General features: G+C 73.6%; 13 protein-coding genes. 6 read left to right on the top strand and 7 right to left on the bottom strand.

Going from position 1 to position 14861, the window contains the following annotated elements:
* Window positions 1–33: 33 nt before the first annotated feature.
* A complete protein-coding gene (locus EV284_RS02425) occupies window positions 34–1455 on the top strand; it encodes an amino acid permease (protein ID WP_130329751.1) in 1422 nt (473 codons plus the stop codon).
* Here EV284_RS02425 and EV284_RS02420 read toward each other — a convergent pair whose 3' ends face one another.
* Window positions 1456–2556, bottom strand: coding sequence for a CapA family protein (locus tag EV284_RS02420; protein WP_130329749.1), 1101 nt, complete (start codon window positions 2554–2556; stop codon window positions 1456–1458).
* A gap of 227 nt (window positions 2557–2783) precedes the next feature.
* Here EV284_RS02420 and EV284_RS02415 point away from each other — a divergent pair, with 227 nt between their 5' ends.
* The 3 genes from EV284_RS02415 (at window position 2784) to EV284_RS02405 (ending at window position 4817) form a co-directional block, all read left to right on the top strand.
* The gene (locus tag EV284_RS02415) at window positions 2784–3329 is read left to right on the top strand and encodes a sigma-70 family RNA polymerase sigma factor (RefSeq protein WP_130329747.1); all 546 of its coding nucleotides are present in this window, start codon (window positions 2784–2786) and stop codon (window positions 3327–3329) included.
* A gap of 135 nt (window positions 3330–3464) precedes the next feature.
* On the top strand, window positions 3465–3980 hold the full coding sequence (locus EV284_RS02410; protein WP_130329745.1) for a hypothetical protein: 516 nt from the start codon (window positions 3465–3467) through the stop codon (window positions 3978–3980).
* Between the two features lie 183 nt (window positions 3981–4163).
* Window positions 4164–4817 carry a zf-HC2 domain-containing protein gene (locus EV284_RS02405; protein WP_130329743.1) on the top strand — a complete coding sequence of 218 codons (654 nt, stop codon included), beginning with the start codon at window positions 4164–4166 and terminating at the stop codon, window positions 4815–4817.
* A gap of 10 nt (window positions 4818–4827) precedes the next feature.
* On the opposite strand, the gene EV284_RS02400 is transcribed toward EV284_RS02405, so the two are convergent.
* Both EV284_RS02400 and EV284_RS02395 read right to left on the bottom strand, forming a co-directional pair.
* Entirely contained in the window at window positions 4828–5691 is an 864-nt protein-coding gene (locus EV284_RS02400; RefSeq protein ID WP_130329741.1) for a DNA-formamidopyrimidine glycosylase family protein, read from the bottom strand.
* A 42-nt stretch (window positions 5692–5733) separates the two neighbouring features.
* Window positions 5734–7809 (bottom strand): SpoIIE family protein phosphatase, encoded by a 2076-nt coding sequence (locus tag EV284_RS02395; RefSeq protein ID WP_130329739.1) that lies wholly within the window; start codon window positions 7807–7809, stop codon window positions 5734–5736.
* Between the two features lie 177 nt (window positions 7810–7986).
* Between EV284_RS02395 and EV284_RS02390 the strand changes: the two genes are divergently transcribed.
* Together EV284_RS02390 and EV284_RS02385 are read left to right on the top strand one after the other, a co-directional pair.
* Window positions 7987–9399: a lipase maturation factor family protein gene (locus tag EV284_RS02390; RefSeq protein ID WP_130329737.1), complete on the top strand. Its 1413-nt coding sequence runs from the start codon at window positions 7987–7989 to the stop codon at window positions 9397–9399.
* 87 nt (window positions 9400–9486) lie between these two features.
* Window positions 9487–10830 carry an amidase family protein gene (locus tag EV284_RS02385; RefSeq protein ID WP_130329735.1) on the top strand — a complete coding sequence of 448 codons (1344 nt, stop codon included), beginning with the start codon at window positions 9487–9489 and terminating at the stop codon, window positions 10828–10830.
* Between the two features lie 10 nt (window positions 10831–10840).
* On the opposite strand, the gene EV284_RS02380 is transcribed toward EV284_RS02385, so the two are convergent.
* The 4 genes from EV284_RS02380 to EV284_RS02365 form a co-directional block, all read right to left on the bottom strand.
* Window positions 10841–11323, bottom strand: a complete 483-nt coding sequence (locus EV284_RS02380; protein WP_130329733.1) for a GNAT family N-acetyltransferase — start codon at window positions 11321–11323, stop codon at window positions 10841–10843.
* 53 nt (window positions 11324–11376) lie between these two features.
* Entirely contained in the window at window positions 11377–11550 is a 174-nt protein-coding gene (locus tag EV284_RS02375; RefSeq protein ID WP_130329731.1) for a hypothetical protein, read from the bottom strand.
* A 297-nt stretch (window positions 11551–11847) separates the two neighbouring features.
* Complete coding sequence (locus EV284_RS02370; protein WP_130329729.1) at window positions 11848–13356, bottom strand: SDR family NAD(P)-dependent oxidoreductase; 1509 nt, start codon at window positions 13354–13356, stop codon at window positions 11848–11850.
* A 136-nt stretch (window positions 13357–13492) separates the two neighbouring features.
* Complete coding sequence (locus EV284_RS02365) at window positions 13493–14824, bottom strand: wax ester/triacylglycerol synthase family O-acyltransferase (protein ID WP_130329727.1); 1332 nt, start codon at window positions 14822–14824, stop codon at window positions 13493–13495.
* Between the last annotated feature and the right edge of the window lie 37 nt (window positions 14825–14861).

Here is a 14861-nt window from a genome sequence, read left to right as displayed (position 1 = left end):
CAGCCGTTTGCCGCCGGGGAAGAGGTGAGGCGTGTGGCCAAGATCCGTTCGGGTGAGGGGATTCTCCGTCGCAAACCCATTGAACACATCGAGGAGTCCGAGGCGGCCGAGGGCGGTCTGGACCGTTCGCTCGGCCTGTGGCAGCTCACCGCGATCGGAGTGGGCGGCATCATCGGCGCGGGCATCTTCACGCTCGCCGGCACCGTCGCCAACGGCAAGGCCGGCCCCGCCGTGGTGGTGTCGTTCCTGATCGCCGGTTTCGCGAGCGCCTGCGCGGCACTGTCGTACGCCGAGTTCGCGGGCATGATCCCGAAGGCGGGGTCGGCGTACACCTACGGGTACGCGGTGCTGGGCGAGTTCGTGGGCTGGTTCATCGGCTGGGACCTGCTGCTGGAGTACACCGCGATCGTGGCGGTGGTCGCCATCGGCATCTCCGGCTACTTCAGCTTCCTGGTGGAGGAGGCGGGCGCGGACCTGCCCGCGTGGATGCTGGGCGCGCCCGGGACCGGCTCGGGCCACCGGGTCGACCTGTTCGCGGCGATCCTCTGCCTGCTGATCGCCTGGCTGCTGAACCTGGGCATGAAGAGCGCGGCCCGGTTCGAGACGTTCGTGGTGGCGCTGAAGGTGCTGGTGGTGCTGCTGGTGATCGCGGTGGGCTTCTTCCACATCGACACCGCGAACTACCACCCCTTCTTCCCCTTCGGCATCAGCGGCGCCTTCACCGGCGCGGCCACGGTGTTCTTCGCGGTGTTCGGCTACGACGCGATGTCGACGGCGGCGGAGGAGTCCAAGGACGCCCAGCGGCACATGCCGAAGGCGATCATCTACTCGCTGGTCATCTCGATGGTGCTGTACGTGGCGGCCTGTCTGGTGCTGACCGGCATGCAGAACTACAAGGACATCGACCCGGAGAGCGGGTTCTCCTCGGCCTTCAAGTCGGTGGGCCTCGGCGGGCTGGCCGACGTGATCGCGGTGGGCGCGATCATCGGCATCCTCACCGTGATGTTCACCTTCATGCTGGGCGTGACCCGCGTCTGGTTCTCGATGGCCCGCGACGGGCTGCTGCCGCGCTGGTTCGCCAAGACGCACCCCACCCGGCGCGTGCCGACCCGGGTGACCTGGATCGTGGGCGCGGGGGCGGCCGCCATCGCCGGGTTCGTGCCGATCGGCGAGGCGGCCGAGCTGACCAACATCGGCATCCTGCTGGCGTTCGTGGTGGTCTGCGTCGCGGTGATCGTGCTGCGCTACCGGCGGCCGGACCTGCCGCGCGGCTTCCGTACCCCGCTGATGCCGTTCGTCCCGGCGCTCGGCGCGCTGTTCTCGCTCTGGCTGGTCACCTTCCTGGAGTGGCAGACCTGGGTGCGGTTCGCCATCTGGTTCCTGATCGGCTGTGTCGTCTACTTCGGCTATTCCTACCGCCACTCGGTACTGGCCCGGCGGCCGCCGACCGGGTGATCACTGCCCCATGGTGAGCCCGGCCTTGGCCGCGCCCCGGCTGAGCACGGTGTTGCGGACCCGGTCGCGGGTGGCGTCGAGGTCGGCGCCCGCGGCGATGGCGCGGTTCACGTCGATGGCCCGGCCGGCGTCGAGGTCGTACACCTGGGGCAGGAACTCGGCGCGGCGCACGTCCCAGCGGGCGCCGGCCCTGGCGGGCGGGGCGAAGGTGAAGCGGGCGAGGGTGGACTCGTTGCCGCGCCACTCCCCCGTGCCGGCGCCGCCGTCGGCGATCTGGTCGCCCATGCCGTACACCACCCAGGTGCCGTTGACCTTCTCGTAGGGCTGGGGCACCTGGGCGTGGTCGCCGAGGACGAGGTCGATGTCGGGGCGCCCGCCGGTCTTGGCGGCCGTGAGCTGCTTGGCGAGGGTGACCTGCCCGGCGTCCGGGGCGTCCTGACCGGCGGAGCCCCAGTTGACGGAGAGCACGACCACGTCGGCGCCCGCCTTCCGGGCGGCCCGCGCGGCGGCGGCGATCCGGCCCGCGTCGGCCGGGTCCACGGCGCCGGACTGCCCGGTGGTGTCGTAGGCGTACGACAGATGGGCGACCTTGGCGGTGCCCGCGCGCAGCAGGGTGACGGTGCGGGCCTCGGCGTCGGTGCGGGAGGTCCCGGCGTGCCGTACGCCCGCCTGGTCGAGGGCGTTCAGCGTGCGGGTGATCCCGGCGCCGTCGGCCTGCGGGGAGGCGGTGGAGCAGCTGTCGTAGCCGGTGGCGGCGAGGCCCTGGGCGAGCGGGGGCAGCGCGGCGACGGCCGGGTCGCCGTCGGCGCCCTGGACCGGCTCCAGGTGACACAGCGCCAGGTCGGCGCCGGACACCGCCGGGCGGGCCCCGGCGAGCATGGGGCGGAAGTCGTGTCCGCCGCCGGAGGCGTCGAAGCCCGCCCGGTCGGCGGCGGACGCGTACGGGTGGACGGCACCGGCGGCGACGAGGGTGAAGCCCTTCCCGGCGCCCGGCGCGGGCTGCCCGGCGCCGGACCCGGCCCGGTCCTGATGCTGGCAGGCGGCCACCGCCGCGAGCGCGGCGGTCAGCGCGAGGGCCACCTGGTGCCTGCGTCCGATCATCAACTCACCCCAGGATTGTCGGCGGGACTTGTCGTATTGACAGACAAACTCTGACGGGCATATGGGTATGAAGCTGACCAGCCGCGCAAACAGCCCCTAGCCCATCCGGTGCTGTCGGGCCGCCCGGTGACCGCTCGTCCGACCGTTCACCGAGCCCTGGCGACCGCCCGTCGCACCGGCGTGCGCGCGGGGTGTCGCCCGGGAGCGGGCTGCGCTGCCATACGGCCATGACGGCCGGGACCACTGCCCCAGGGACGACGACCGCCGAACACGAACTCGCCGCGCTGGCGCGGGAGCACGGGCGGCCCCTCTTCGCGCTGCTGCTGCGGCTGAGCGACGGGGACCGGCAGCGCGCCGAGGACCTGGTGCAGGAGACCCTCGTGCGGGCCTGGCAGCATCCCGAGGCGCTGCGCGCCGAGAACTTCGCCTCGGCCCGCCCGTGGCTGCTGACCGTCGCCCGGCGACTGGCCATAGACGCCCGGCGGGCGCGGCGGGCCCGGCCGCCGGAGGTGGTGGACGAGGTACCGGAGAACGCCCGCGTGACCGCCGACCACGCCGAGCGGGCCGCCGCCGCGCTCGACGTGCGCGAGGCTGTGAAGACACTCACTCCGCACCACCGTGACGTGCTCGTACTCGTGTACTTCCGCGGGGCCAGCGTGGCGGAGACCGCTCAGATCCTGGGCATTCCACCCGGTACCGTGAAGTCCCGCGCGTACTACGCACTGCGCGCCCTGCGCCAGGTTCTTCCGGGATACGCGACTGACCTGCGGTGAAACCGGGCGCCTGGTCAAGCCTCGGTAAAGCGCCTTGCCGTGACCCCCGTCGGGGCCATGAGCTGTCCTCATCCGTGTTCCGGGCGGGGGGCCGGGTTCGGGCGACGCGCACGCACCGGAGGAAGGCAGGCAGGGATGCTCCACAGAGGTCACGAGCACACGAGCGGCGCCGGCGGCGGTGAACTCACCGTCCCGATGGCCTGGTTCTACGCCGAGTACATCGCCGACGAGCTGCTGCGCACCGGCGATCTGATGCCACCGACGTCCTTCGAGTTCCGGGCGGGCCGGGACGCGCTGGCGCTCACCGTCTTCCTGTCCGACACCGAGGGGGAACTCTCCGGGGTCCGGGTCGTCTCGCAGTTGGAGACCTGGCTGTCGCTGACGGCGTACGACCAGCCGTGGCGGGAGTGGATCGGCGGCCGGATGGCCGAACTGACGGCCGAGGCGGCCACGTCGGACACTCCCGACCCGGACCTGGCGCTCGCGGGGGACGCCTGGCGCTGGCTGGAGGAGACCGAGCTGCTCGCGCCCGACCTGGACGCGGTGCCGGGCGGCGGCGCGGTCTGGGGGGAGGACGAGGGGCCGAAGGTGTGGACCCCGGCCTGGCGGCTCGGCCTGCCGCTCGGACACCTGGCCATCCATCTGTTCTGAGCCCGTTCCGGCGCCGAATCCGGCACCTTTTCCGGCCACGTGGAACTCGGACCAATCCGGGGCCCCGGCCGCTCCGAATCCCCATCGGGTTTCTGCGTGCGGCTTGAGTGATTCCGGCGTCCGGTGCGTACCAATGGGTGCACCGCGTAACCCCACCCGCACCCATAGGCACGAGGATTCGGCATGAGGTCCCTGGAAAGGCATCGCGCCGTCGGCGCGTACGCGCTCGGCGTGCTGGACGAGGCGGAGACCTTCCGCTTCGAGGACCACCTCGCCGAGTGCCCCCGGTGCGCGACCGACGCGGCCGAATTCGGCCCTACGGCACGGCAGTTGATGCTGTACCGGGAGGCCACGCCCGCCTTCGTGCCCGCGCTGGTCCAGCCCGGCCCCCGGCTCCTGGACCGGCTGCTCGGCGAGATCACCGTACGCCACCGGGCCCGGCGCCGCAGAGTCCTCTACGGGCTCGCCGCCTCGGTGGTGCTGGCGGTGGCCGGGCCCTCGGTGATGGCCTTCGCCGGGCACGGGCAGCCCGCGTCCCACGTCACGGCGGCGACCGATCCGGGTACCGGGGTGTGGGCGCGGGTCACCACCGAGGGCGAGCGCTGGGGCAGCGGGCTGCGCCTGGAGGTGCGGGACAGCGCCGGTCCGCACTCCTGCCGGCTGGTCGTGGTCGGGCGGGACGGCTCGGAGCAGGTGGCGGGCGGCTGGACGGTCGGCGCGCACGACGAGGGCACCACCGCCACCACGGCCGGCTCCTCGCTCGACCCGGACGACATCGACCACTACGAGGTGCGCACGGACAAGGGCGAGCGGCTGGTGACCCTGCCCGCGCGCTGACCGGCGCGGGTCACTTCAGCAGCCGGGACAGCCTGCGGTCGGCCAGCGGTCTGCCGCCGGTCTGGCAGGTGGGGCAGTACTGGAGCGAGGAGTCGCTGAAGGAGACCTCGCGGATGGTGTCCCCGCACACCGGGCAGGGCTCGCCGGTACGGCCGTGGACGCGCAGCCCGCTCTTCTTCTCCGCCTTCAGCCGCCCGGCCGCGATCCCCCGCGAGCGCTCCACCGCCTCGGTGAGCGTGGTACGCAGGGCGGTGTGGAGACGGGTGGTCTCCTCGGGGGTGAGGGAGGCGGCGAGCTTGTACGGGGACATCTTCGCCGCGTGCAGGATCTCGTCGCTGTAGGCGTTGCCGACCCCCGCGATCAGCGACTGGTCCCGCAGCGCGCCCTTGAGCCGGCGCCGCTCGTTCTTCAGCAGCCCCGCGAAGCGCTCCTCGTCGAAGTCGTCGGCGAGCGGGTCGGGGCCCAGCCGGGCGATCCCCGGCACCTGGGCCGGGTCGCGCACCACGTACACCGCGAGCCGCTTCTGCGTACCGGCCTCGGTCAGGTCGAAGCCCTCGCCGCCCTCCAGCGCCACCCTGAGCGCCAGCGGCCCCTTGCCGGGGCGCGGCGGGGTGTCCGGCAGGCGGTCGCGCCAGTGCAGCCAGCCCGCCCGGGCCAGGTGGGTGACGAGGTGCAGGCCGCCGTCGCTTCGAAGGTCCAGGAACTTGCCGTACCGGCGCACGGCCGTGATCTCCGTGCCCTCCAGGGCGGTGACCGGCGGGTCGTAGGTCTTGAGCACGCTGATGGCGAGCGGCTGCACACGGGTCACCCGGCGTCCGGCCAGGTGCTCGGTGAGGAAGTCCTTGAGCGCTTCTACCTCGGGCAGTTCCGGCATGTGTCCAGGGTGCCACCGGCGGGCCGCGGCGACAGGCGGCGGTCAGCCGTCCGGGTCCGTCCGGAACTCGCACCACACGGCCTTGCCGCCGCCACGCGCCTCCACGCCCCAGGCGTCGGCCAGCATGTCGACCAGGAGCAGCCCGCGCCCCGAGACCCCGTCGTCCTGCGGTTCGCGGCGGCGGGGCAGCGCGCTGGAGGAGTCCTCCACCTCGACGCGCAGCCGTCGCTCGCCGCCGGTCGTCAGGCGCAGGGTGACGGTGGCGGAGCCCTCGGTGTGCATCAGCGCGTTGGTGATCAGTTCGTCGGCGACGAGTTCGATCTCGTCGGCCCGCTCCCCGGCGCCCCAGGCACGCACCTCGGCGCCGATGAGGTGCCGGGCGCGGGTGAGGGCGTCGGGATCGCCGGGGGCGACGTGCTGGCGCAGCCGGCCGCGCGCTCCGGGTTCCTCGGGCTCCCGGCGGCGCAGCAGGAGCAGGGCGACGTCGTCCTCGCCGCCGCGTTCCTCGGCCATCGCGATCAGGCGCCCGGCGAGTTCGCGTACGTCGTCCGGGCCCTGGGCGAAGAGTTCCGCGAGGTCCCGCATGCCGTCGTCCAGGTCGGCGCCGGGCTGTTCGACCAGGCCGTCGGTGCACAGCAGCAGGGTGTGGCCGGGGTCCAGCTCCAGGGTGGCGACGGGGTACTCCAGGCGGCCGAACTCGGCGGAGAGGCCGAGCGGGAGCCCGCCCTCCAGGTCCAGGCGCCGGGTGGTGCCGTCGGCCTCGCGGAGCAGGGGGTCGAGGTGGCCGGCGCGGACGACCTGGACGACGCCGGTGGAGAGGTCGGCCTGGGCGTAGAGGCAGGTGGCGAAGCGGTCGGTGTCCAGTTCGTCGAGGAAGACCGAGGCGCGGGCCATGACGGTGGCCGGGGTGTGGCCCTCGGCGGCGTAGGCGCGCAGCACGATCCGGAGCTGGCCCATGACGGCGGCGGCGTGCGTGTCGTGGCCCTGGACGTCCCCGATGACCGCGCCGACCCGGCCGCCGGGCAGCGGGATCAGGTCGTACCAGTCGCCGCCGATGTCCCGGCCGAGGGCACCGGAGCGGTAGCGCACGGCCACGTCGGCGCCCCGGACCCTGGGGATGGTGCGGGGCAGCATCGCCTGCTGGAGGCTCTGGGCGAGGTCCTTCTCCTGCTCGTAGAGCATGGCCCGCTGCAGGCTCTGGGCGATGCTGCTGCCGAGGGCGATCAGGACCGCGCGCTCCTCGGCGGAGAAGCCGCGCCGGTCGTTGTAGAGCAGGCCCATCGCGCCGAGCGGGCGGCCCTGGGCGATCAGCGGGAGGTAGGCGGCGGAGGTGATGTGCAGCTCGGTGATGTGCGGCCAGAGGATCGGGTACTCCTCGGCGAACTCCTCCGGCGACTCGATGAACCGGGGGACGAGGGTGCGCACGACCTCGCTCATCGGGTAGGGCTCGTCGATCCGGGTGATGCGGGTGCCGGGCACGAAGCTCTCCGTGGGACCCTCCGCGACCAGCCGGATGCGCCCGGCCTCCACCAGGCCGATGACGACGCTGGCCGCGCCGAGGTGGCGGATGCCGTGGGTGTCCTTGAGGGCGTCGATGACGTCCTGGACGCTGCGGGCGTGGGCGAGCGCGGCGGAGACGGCCTCCACGATGCCGGCCTGCTGGCGGAACGCCTCCTCCTGCGCGGTGCGCGGCGCACGGGCGGGGCTGTCGGCGAGTTCCCGGGTGGCGTCGCGGACGAGGCCGACGACCCGGTACGGGCGGCCGGAGGCGTCGCGGCGGATGGCGCCCTGGCTGTGCGCCCAGCGGATGGCGCCGTCGCGACGGCGGACGCGGAAGTAGGCGCCGTAGGTCTCGCTGCCGTTCTTGATGGCGCGGGCGACCGCCGCGTCCAGCCGCGCCGCGTCCGGCGGGGGGACCCGGAGGGCCAGCGAGGTGGCCCGGCCGTCGTACTCCTCGGGGCGCAGGTCGAAGATCTCGTGAGCCCCCGCGTCCATGTGGAACAGGCCCGCGTCCAGGTCCCAGTCGAAGCTGCCCATGTGGTTGAGCGCCAGGATCGTGTCCGGGGCGGCGGGCCGGTTATCCGGGAGTGACAGGGCACTCGCACCCCGATCAGCCATGGGGCCACCTTGCCAGCAAATGTCCGAATCTTCGAGTGGGGCGTGGCAGGGTGTGCCCGCCCGGCCCGTACGGGTTATGCGGGCCCGCGGCGCGGTACCCGGAGGACCGGGCGGGCGCGACGGGCGGGGAGCGGCCCCGGCCGGGCGGCCGCCGTGAAAGGCAGGAGCGCGAGCGCGATGGAGTGGTTCACCGCCCCCGACTACTGGCTGAGCCGGCTGGTGCTCCAGCGCGGGCTCGCCGCGCTCTATCTGGTGGCGTTCCTGGTGGCGGTACGCCAGTTCCGGCCGCTGCTGGGCGAGCGCGGACTGCTGCCCGTACCGCGCTATCTGGCGCGGGTGCCCTTCAAGGAGTCGCCCAGCCTCTTCCACGCGTACTACTCGGACCGCTTCTTCGCCGGGTGCGCCTGGGCGGGCTGCGCGGTGTCGGCGGCGCTGCTGGCGGGGGCGGACTCGGCTCTGCCGCTGTGGGCCGGGATTCTGCTGTGGCTGGTGCCGTGGGCGCTGTACCTGTCGATCGTGAACGTGGGACAGACCTGGTACGCGTTCGGCTGGGAGACCCTGCTGCTGGAGGTGGGCTTCCTGGCGGCGTTCCTCGGCAACGACGAGGTGGCGCCGCCCGTGGTGGTGCTGTTCCTGCTGCGCTGGGTGCTGTTCCGGGTGGAGTTCGGCGCGGGGCTGATCAAGCTGCGCGGGGACGCCTGCTGGCGCAAGCTGACCTGTCTGGACTACCACCACGAGACCCAGCCGATGCCGGGCCCGCTGAGCTGGTTCTTCCACCACCTGCCCAGACCCCTGCACCGGGTGGAGGTGGCCGCCAACCACTTCACCCAACTGGTCGTCCCGGTCCTGCTGTTCACCCCGCAGCCGATCGCCTCGGCGGCCGCCGCGCTGATGATCGTGACCCAGCTGTGGCTGGTGCTCTCCGGGAACTTCGCCTGGCTGAACTGGGTCACCATCGTGCTGGCCCTGTCCGCGCTCCGGCTCCCCGCCGAAGCGCCCGCCGTGCCCGCCGCGCCGCTCTGGTACGAGGTGCTGGTGCTCGCCGTCGGCGTGGTCCTGCTGGCGCTCAGCTCCCGCCCGGTGCTGAACATGGTCTCCCGGCGCCAGGTGATGAACCGCTCCTTCGACCCGCTGCGCCTGGTCAACACCTACGGCGCGTTCGGCAGCGTCAGCCGGCACCGCTACGAGGTGGTGATCGAGGGCACCGCCGACGAGCGCCCGAGCGAGGACGGCGACTGGCGTGCGTACGAGTTCCACGGCAAGCCCGGCGATCCCCGCCGCTGGCCGCGCCAGTTCGCGCCCTACCATCTGCGCCTGGACTGGCTGATGTGGTTCGCCGCGCTGTCGCCGGCGTACGCCGGGGACTGGTTCGGCAAGCTGGTGGAGAAGCTGCTGGAGGACGACCGCGACACCCTGCGCCTGCTGCGCGCCTCCCCCTTCCCGCCCGGCGCCCCGCCCCGCTTCGTCCGGGCCCGCCTCTTCCGCTACCGCTTCACCACCTGGCGCGAGCTGCGCGAGACGGGCGCCTGCTGGGAGCGGACCTACGTACGGGACTTCCTGCGCCCGACCCGGCTCAGCGGCACCCGGTGAACCGTCCCCTCTCGACTCCGGGCGCGGGAGCGGGCACAGTGCTCCCGTGCGCGCCGTCCGCGCGCCCGGAGTCCCCGAGGAGTGCCGTTGAGTACGTGGGTCGGCCGTACGGCCGCCGAGATCGCCGCCGCCGTCCGCGAGAAGCGGGTCACCCCAAGGGAGGTGGTGGCGGAGCATCTCGCGCGGATCGCGGAGCTGGACGTGCGGGTCGGAGCGTTCCGCACCGTGCGAGCGGAAGCGGCCCTGACCGAGGCGGACGAGGTCGGCGCCCGTCCGGACCTGGCCGAACTCCCCCTGGCGGGCGTGCCGGTGGCGGTCAAAGACAATCTCGGCGTACGCGGCGAGTCCACCCGCAACGGTTCCGCCGCGACCCCGGACACCCCGGCCGCCGCGGACCATGTGACCGTGGCCCGGCTGCGCGCGGCGGGCGCGGTCGTGGTCGGTCTGACCAACGTGCCCGAGCTGTGCGTGTTCGGCACCACCGAGGGCGTGTACGGCACGGCCCGCAGCCCGTGGGACCTCACCCGCACGGCGGGCGGTTCGTCCGGGGGCAGCGCGGCGGCGGTCGCGGCGGGCCTGGTCCCGCTGGCGCTCGGCAACGACGGCATGGGCTCGCTGCGCATCCCGGCGGCGGCCTGCGGTCTGGTGACGCTGAAGCCGGGCCACGGCGTGGTCCCGGCGGACATCGGCCACGGCGACTGGTTCGGCATGTCGGAGAACGGCCCGCTGGCCACCACCGTCGAGGACCTGCGCCTGATGCTCGCCGTCCTCGCGGAGACCGCGTTCCCGGCACCCGGGGAGCGCACGCCCCGCCGTATCGCGGCCGCCGTACGCAGCCCGCTGGCCGGGGTCACGGTGAGCGAGCCGTTCCGCACGGCGGTCCGCGAGGCGGCGGGCCTGCTCAACGGCGCCGGGCACACGGTACGGCGGGCCGAGCCGCCCTATCCGCTCGACCTGGGCCTGACCGCGCTGCGCACCTGGACGGCGGGCACGGCGGTGGACTCGGCCGAACTGGACCCGGCTCGGCTGGCCCCGCGCACCCGCACGCACGCCGCCGTCGGCCGCCGCTTCGTCCGCTCGGTGCGCACCGGCACCGCCCGCGAGAGGCTCCGCGCCCGCCTGCTGCCGTTCCTCACCGAGTACGACGTACTGCTCACCCCGGCGCTGGCCCGCCGCGCCCCCGCCGCCGCACCCTGGCACGAGCGGAGCTGGGCCGCCAACATCGCGGTGAACACGGCCACTTCGCCCTTCACCCCGGTCTGGAACCTGACCGGCTGGCCCGCGATGTCGGTCCCCTTCGGCGCGCTGCCCAGCGGCGCCCCGGCCGCGGTCCAACTCGTGGGCCGCCCGGGCACGGAGGCGGACCTGCTGGCGGTGGCGGAGGACCTGGAACGCCTGCGGCCGTGGGCGCGTACGGCACCGCTGGGCTAGGAGGTCCCGCCTAGAGCGCCTTGTGCATGACGTGCAGCCCGACCAGCCCGTCGCGGGGGTGGTCGAAGGCGTCCGGGATCGTGCCGAGGACGGTGAAACCCAGGGAGGTCCAGAGGCGGACGGCGGGGTTGGTCTCGACGACGGCGTTGAAGACCATCGCGCGGTAGCCCTGGGCCTTCGCCTCGGCGAGGACGTGCTCGGCGAGTGCCCGGCCGGTGCCCCGTCCGGCATGGTCGGGGTCGACCATGAAGCCGGCGTTGGCCACGTGCGCGGCGGGGCCGCCGTAGTTCGGGGTGAGGTAGGCCGAGCCGAGCAGGGTGCCGTCGGCGTCCTCCGCCACGTACACCCGTTTGGCGGGGCTCATCCAGAGGGCGCGGGCGGTTTCCTCGGGGGTGCCCGGGTCCCAGGTGTAGGTGTCACCGGCGGCGACGACGCGGTGCCAGAAGGGCCAGATCCGGGGCCAGTCACCGGCCCCGGCTTCTCTGATCGGCATGGGCGTGAGTCTGTCACGCCCATGCGCCCGACGGTCGCGGGGTGCGGTAGGGGTCAGTCCACGCTGGGCAGGATGTGGGGCTCCGCGAGGTCGTCCTCGTAGCCCGCCAGGCGGATCGGGGCGGAGCGAGCCCACACGTCCAGGCTGCCGAGTTCTTTGGGCCTGCGGCGGGATCGCTCCGTGCGTTCGTCGGGGCCCTGTTCGCTGGTCGTCTTCTCCGGTGTCACCGCGCACTCCTTATGTGTCGGATCACCCTGGGGGGCGTCCCGGACCTCCAGGGTAACCAAATGAGCGGACCCGCGCTCGATAGGGAGTGCAAACAAGACGTAACTTCCGCCCGCCCGCCGCCCCCTCAATCCCCCTTAATATGGGGCCGTTTACCGCAAAGCGCATCCGTTGCGGGGGCCGTCGATTCACCCACTCGGCCCAGCCATGCGTCTGCCCGGCCGATGCCCCGTCATACGACGGCGCGGCACCGGACCGAGGTCCGGTGCCGCGCCGTCAGGTACGGGAGAGCGGTCGCGTCACCACTTGCCGGGCGCGTAGTCCTTCATGAAGACGCCGTACAGGTCCTCGCCCTGCTCGCCGCGCACGATCGGGTCGTACACGCGGGCCGCGCCGTCGACCAGGTCCAGCGGGGCGTGGAATCCCGCCTCGGCCAGGCGCAGCTTGTCGTAGTGCGGGCGCTCGTCGGTGATCCAGCCGGTGTCGACCGAGGTCATCAGGATGCGGTCGGTGTCGAACATCTCCTGGCCGCTGGTCCGGGTCACCATGTTCATCGCGGCCTTGGCCGCGTTGGTGTTGGGGTGGCCCGCGCCCTTGTAGCCACGGGCGAAGACGCCCTCCATGGCGGAGACGTTGACGACGTACGCCCGCCCCTTCGGAGCCTGCTTCGCGGCGGCGGCCATGGCCGGGCGGAGCTTGCTGATCAGGATGAACGGCGCCGTGTAGTTGCAGAGCTGGGTCTCCAGCAGCTCCACCGGGGAGATCTGCTCGATGGACTGCACCCAGGTGTTGGTGTCGACCACGTCGGGCAGCAGGCCGCCCGCGTCGATCGCGGTGCCGTCCAGGTGCCGGGCGACGCTGGCGTTGCCCGCGACCAGGGCCAGGTCGGCGACCTTCTGGGCCTCCAGGCCGCTGGTGCCGACGGGCAGCGCGGCCAGTCCGTCCACCGCGCCGGAGTTGAAGGCGCCGATCACCTGGTGGGCGGGCAGCTCACCGGCGGGCAGCGGCGCGCTCTCGCCGTCGACCAGCGCGGCGTAGGCGGAGGGCAGCCGGCGCACGGTCTGCGTCGCGTTGTTGATCAGGATGTCCAGCGGGCCGGCCTCGGCGACCCGGTCCGCGAGGGCGACGACCTGGGCCGGGTCGCGCAGGTCGATGCCGACGACCTCCAGGCGGTGCAGCCAGTCCGCGGAGTCCTCCATCGCCTTGAAGCGGCGGATGGCGTCCTTGGGGAACCGGGTGGTGATCGTGGTGTGGGCGCCGTCGCGCAGCAGCATCAGCGCGATGTACATGCCGATCTTGGCGCGGCCGCCGGTGAGCAGGGCGCGCTTGCCGGAGAGGTCGGCGCGGGCCTCGCGGCGGGCCCGGTTCTCGGCGGCGCAGCCCTGGCAGAGCTGGTGGTAGAAGTAGTCGACCTCGGTGTACCGCTGCTTGCAGATGTAGCAGGAGCGGGGGCGCTGGAGTATGCCCGCGATCCGGCCGGCCTCGATCTTGGAGGTGGGCAGGATGCCCTCGGTCTCGTCGTCGATGCGCTCGGCGGAGCCGGTGGCGGTGGCCTCGGTGACGTTGCGGTCGTGTGCCGTCTTGGCGGCCCGGCGCTCCTGGCGGCGGCGCTGCTTGACCGTGCGGTAGATGTGCGAGGTGGCCCGGCGGACCTGGATGGCGTCGGGGTGGTCGACGTCGATCCGGTCCAGCTCCTCCAGCACGCTGAGGCAGACGGCCAGCCGCTCCGGGTCGATACCGGGCCCGTAGACCATCTCGTCCGTGGACACCGCGTCCGTGGACGCCGCGCCGTCCTCTGTCACCGTCATCGCGCTGCCGCTTCCCTGATCACCCGCGCGGGGCATGGGCGCGCCCGCTGTCGGCCGGGGAATTTTACGGAGCGCCGGGCCCCTGGACCAAACCCGCACCGGCGGCGGGCGGCCCGGGGGCCGGGAACGGCCGAGGTCAGACCTCGCAGGCTGTGAGCAGGGTCTCCATCTCGGCGGTGAGCGCGCGGGCCAGGACGTCGAGGTCGGGCACCGCGCGGGCGTCGGCCACGAGCCCGTAGTGGACCCGCCCCCGGTAGGTGGAGATGGCCACCGCGACCGACTGGCCGGGGGCGAGCGGGGCGAGCGGGAAGACCTCGGCCAGTTCGTGGCCGCCGAGCTTCAGGCCGATGCCGGGCAGCGGGACACTGGTGACGAGGATGTCGAACCAGAGCCGCGCCGCCTGTCCGACCAGCGGGCCGCCGAGCCGGTGACCGAGCGCCGGGACGTGGTCCGCGAGCAGGGCCACGGCACCCGCGCCCCGGTCGGGACCGGCGTCCTTGTTGCGGACCATCGCGGCCCGCACCGTCTCCAGCCGGGCCAGCGGGTCGGGATCGGCGACCGGAAGCCGCAGCAGGTACCCGGAGAGCCGGTTGCCCGGTGGCTGGGCGGTGCGCGGGCGGCGCCGGGAGACCGGGACGAGGGCGCGCGGGGCGACACCCTCGCTGCCGTCACCGCGCTCGTCCAGCCAGCGGCGCAGGGCGCCCGCGACGATCGCGATCAGTACGTCGTTGACGGTGCCCCCGGCACTCTTCCTGACCCGGTGCACGTCGTCGATGTCGAGCACGGCACCGGCGGTGCGGCGGGTGCCGCTGGCGGCGGAGGTCAGGGCCGGGGCGGGGCTCATGCCGAGGGTCGAGCGGGCCAGTGAGGCCCCGATGTCCAGGGCCCGGCCCAGGTCCGCGACGGCGCCCTTGACCAGGTCGGGGACGCGGCCGGGCAGCGCGCGCACCTCGGAGAGCAGGCCGGGCCGGGGCTCGGCGGGGCGCGGAGCGCGGTCGGGCAGGTCGACGGGGTCGAGCAGGGAGGCGGCCAGCTTCAGGGCGCGCAGGCCGTCGGCGAGGGCGTGGTGGAACTTGAACAGCACGGCGAAGGACACGCCGTCGGCGCCGGGCAGCACGTGCGCCTCCCACGGCGGCCGTCCGCGCCGCAGCGGGCGCTGCATGAGCCGTCCCGCCATGCCGTGGAAGTCGTCGGTGGGCGCGTGCAGCCGTACGTGGTCCAGGGGGTCGAAGTCCGGGGCGGGTTCGCGGGTGGCGCCGCCGAAGGCGAGGGGCTGCCAGACGTCACGGATGCGCATGCGCAGGCCGGGGACGGCGGCGGCGCGGGAGGCGAGCAGGTCGGCGGCGTGCGCCCCGGCGGTGGGTGACTGGGTGGCGAACACGCCGAGCGCGCCGAGGTGCATGGGGTGCCGGGCGGACTCCATGTTCCAGAAGGCGAGGTCGAGCGGGGCGAGCGGATCGGAAGTCAAGGGCGTGCCTCGCGTCGTCGACGGGTGGGCTTTTCCT

The organism is Streptomyces sp. BK022 (assembly GCF_004217355.1).
In the GTDB taxonomy this organism is placed as follows: domain Bacteria; phylum Actinomycetota; class Actinomycetes; order Streptomycetales; family Streptomycetaceae; genus Streptomyces; species Streptomyces griseoluteus.
Note: the sequence above shows the minus strand (reverse complement) of the source record. Positions and strands in the feature narration are given on the sequence as shown.

Bases quoted from the DNA above. Each gene is read 5' to 3' on its own strand.
- EV284_RS02420 (WP_130329749.1), bottom strand. From the start codon at position 2,556: ATGATCGGACGCAGGCACCAGGTGGCCCTCGCGCTGACCGCCGCGCTC.
- EV284_RS02415 (WP_130329747.1), top strand. From the start codon at position 2,784: ATGACGGCCGGGACCACTGCCCCAGGGACGACGACCGCCGAACACGAA.
- EV284_RS02410 (WP_130329745.1), top strand. From the start codon at position 3,465: ATGCTCCACAGAGGTCACGAGCACACGAGCGGCGCCGGCGGCGGTGAA.
- EV284_RS02405 (WP_130329743.1), top strand. From the start codon at position 4,164: ATGAGGTCCCTGGAAAGGCATCGCGCCGTCGGCGCGTACGCGCTCGGC.
- EV284_RS02400 (WP_130329741.1), bottom strand. From the start codon at position 5,691: ATGCCGGAACTGCCCGAGGTAGAAGCGCTCAAGGACTTCCTCACCGAG.
- EV284_RS02395 (WP_130329739.1), bottom strand. From the start codon at position 7,809: ATGGCTGATCGGGGTGCGAGTGCCCTGTCACTCCCGGATAACCGGCCC.
- EV284_RS02390 (WP_130329737.1), top strand. From the start codon at position 7,987: ATGGAGTGGTTCACCGCCCCCGACTACTGGCTGAGCCGGCTGGTGCTC.
- EV284_RS02380 (WP_130329733.1), bottom strand. From the start codon at position 11,323: ATGCCGATCAGAGAAGCCGGGGCCGGTGACTGGCCCCGGATCTGGCCC.
- EV284_RS02370 (WP_130329729.1), bottom strand. From the start codon at position 13,356: ATGACGGTGACAGAGGACGGCGCGGCGTCCACGGACGCGGTGTCCACG.